Raw genomic sequence first — 3,114 nt, 5'->3', positions numbered from 1 at the left:
ATTTAAAAATAAAAAGTTGGTTAGGTTTTAATGAAAATGCTATGAAAATACAAGTTTATTCTGTTTTAATTTCTTATATATTATTAGCATTGTTGAAGCTTGATGTAACGCTAAGATGCCTGAAGGCACCTTTTAATTACATGAATCATTCAATATAATAGTAATTGACAAAGTAAAAATTATAAATTATAATGAAACCAACAATTTAATAAATATATTTAAAGGTTTTAAATAGAAATTAAATGGGAAAGAGGTGTGATTCCTCTGCAGCCCCCGCTACTGTAAGTAGGGATGAAATCTTCTTATTAACCACTGGGAAACCGGGAAGGAGAAGAGAATAAAATGATCTACGAGCCAGGAGACCTGCCTTTAATCGTATAGACTAATTGCTTCGGTGGGAAGTGCCTAGTTATTATAATGAAGATATTATGATAAAGCGCATATTCCCTTATGCGTTTTTTTGTTTGGGGAAGTTTATATTATATGAGAATAATATATATAGCTTAATCATTTTAAAAATTGGGGGATTAAATGTGAAAAGAAAAATTATGTTTTTAGGTACAGGTTCTTCAGTAGGAAAAAGTATTTTGACGGCTGCTATATGTAGAATATTTTATAAGGAAGGATATAAGGTTGCTCCTTTTAAATCTCAAAATATGTCATTAAATTCCTTTGTGACACAAGATGGAGGAGAAATGGGACGAGCTCAAGTGGTACAGGCAGAAGCATCTGGATTAGAACCCTCTGTTGAAATGAATCCAATACTTCTTAAACCTACTACTGATGTGGGAAGTCAAGTTATATTAATGGGAAAGGTATATAAAAATCTAAAGGCTACGGATTATTATTTAAATAAAGATTACCTAAAAACTGTAGTAATGGAAGCATATAATAGTATGTTATCTAAGTATGATTTACTTATGATTGAAGGGGCGGGAGGATGTGCAGAAATAAATTTAAGAGATAAAGATATAGTTAATATGGGTCTTGCAGAAATGATAGATTCAGATGCTATATTGATTGGAGATATTGATAGAGGTGGAGTTTTTGCATCTATATATGGAAGTATTATGCTTATGTCTCCTGAAGATAGAAAAAGAGTAAAGGGCTTTATTATAAATAAATTTAGAGGAGATGTAGAACTTTTAAAACCTGGTATAGAGATGTTAGAAGAAAAGATAGGAATACCATGTTTAGGAGTTATTCCATATATGGAGTTAAATATAGATGATGAAGATAGTGTTACTGAAAGATTTGATGGAAAAGAAGGTGCAGGAATAAATGTTGGAGTAATTAAATTACCTCACATTTCTAATTTTACTGATTTCACGCCTTTAGAATTAGAAGAAGATGTGAATATTAAGTATATTTCCTCAAAGGGTCAGTTAGATGATTTAGATTTAATAATAATTCCGGGAAGTAAGAATACAATAGATGATATGAAATTTATATTTGATAAGGGAATAGATAAAGCCATATATAAAAAGTATAAATCTGGAACAAATATCATAGGAATATGTGGAGGATATCAGATATTAGGCAAAGAGATAATAGATGAATATAGTGTAGAGTCCTCATTAAATAGAATAAATGGTCTAGGACTATTGAATACAAAAACTATTATGGCTAAAGAAAAGTCTACTATTCAAGTCAAGGGGAATTTCATAAATGAGTTTGAACTTCTAAAAGATTTTAAGGGAATTGATGTATCAGGATATGAGATACATATGGGAAAAACAGAGATCATAGAAGATGATGTGCCTGCAATTAAATTAGAAAAAGGTAATTTTGATGGAACTATAAGTAAATGTGGAAGAATTTTAGGTACATATTTACATGGTATATTTGAAAATGATGATTTTAGAAAAGCAATATTAGACAGTATAAGAAATAAAAAGGGATTAAATATTTCTGAAGATATAATAGATTATAAAGAATTAAAGGAAAAAGAATATGACAAATTGGCTGATGGGGTATTAAATCATATTGATTTAAGAAAATTAAAGGAAATATTGGAGTTATAAATGGAAGCATTATTACTTTTATCAGCAATAATATTAGATTATATTTTAGGAGATCCCTATAGTTTTCCACATCCTATAATATATGTAGGAAAAATGATAGGTTTTTATGAAAAACAGATTAGGAGAAATATGACTAATCTGAAGCTTGGTGGATTTATATTGTTAATATTATCTTTAGTTACTGTAGTTTTGGTTATTCATGGGATATTGATAGTAGCAGGTTTAATTAGCAATATGATTAAGAGTGTTTTAATGGTTTATTTTATATATACATTATTAGCTGCTAAGTGTTTAAACTTAGAGGCAAAGAAGGTTTATGATGAGATAATAATTGGAAATGTCGAAAAAGCGAGAATAAAAATATCCTATCTTGTTGGAAGGGATACAAGTAGTTTAAGTTTAGAAGAAATAAATAGAGCAACAATTGAAACTGTAGCAGAAAACACAATAGATGGAGTATTAGCTCCAGTATTTTATGTTTTTTTAGGATTTTTAGTAGGTTACCCATTGGAAATTATGTTTTTATACAAAACGGTAAATACATTGGACTCAATGGTAGGTTATATTCAAGAACCGTATAAAGATATAGGATTTGCATCGGCTAAATTAGATGATATTTTAAATTATATTCCCGCAAGAATTGGCAGTATTTTTATGGTAATTGCTGGTGGAATCATGGGATATGATATTAAAAATGGTTTTAGAATTTTAAAGAGGGATAGATTAAATCATAAAAGTCCTAATTGTGGATATCCTGAGTCAGCAATAGCAGGATTGCTTAATATTCAATTGGGGGGAAGTAATATATACTTTGGAGAACAGGTATATAAACCTACATTAGGAGATAAATCAAGAACATTAAAAGCTGAAGATATACTTTCTACTATTAAAATAATGTATATGAGTGAAATATTATTAGTGTTTTTTATTGTCATAGGAAAGTTTATTTAATAAAAGTTTTGAACTATTGATAAATACAGGGATTAATAGTCATAGAAAATATTGGAAGACAATAAAAAACAGGGGTTGTAGGGGATGAAATCCCCTGCCGTATTAGAAGGGTGCTCAGGTGCACGTATTATGCACCGTC

Annotated in this window: 2 protein-coding genes and 1 riboswitch; both genes read left to right on the top strand. The window is 29.2% G+C overall.

From position 1 onward, the window contains the following. Window positions 1-205: 205 nt before the first annotated feature. Window positions 206-385: riboswitch (cobalamin riboswitch) on the top strand. Window positions 386-533: 148 nt separating this feature from the next. Next, complete coding sequence (locus GOQ29_RS05970; RefSeq protein WP_484477066.1) at window positions 534-2,024, top strand: cobyric acid synthase; 1,491 nt, start codon at window positions 534-536, stop codon at window positions 2,022-2,024. Further along, a complete protein-coding gene (gene cbiB / locus GOQ29_RS05965; RefSeq protein WP_203371735.1) occupies window positions 2,025-2,975 on the top strand; it encodes an adenosylcobinamide-phosphate synthase CbiB in 951 nt (316 codons plus the stop codon). It abuts the gene before it with no gap. Window positions 2,976-3,114 lie beyond the last annotated feature (139 nt).

The sequence above is a fragment of the Anaeromonas gelatinilytica genome, assembly GCF_016820635.1.
Taxonomy (GTDB): Bacteria; Bacillota; Clostridia; order Tissierellales; family SIT17; genus Anaeromonas; species Anaeromonas gelatinilytica.
This window is presented reverse-complemented; position numbering and strand designations above follow the sequence as displayed.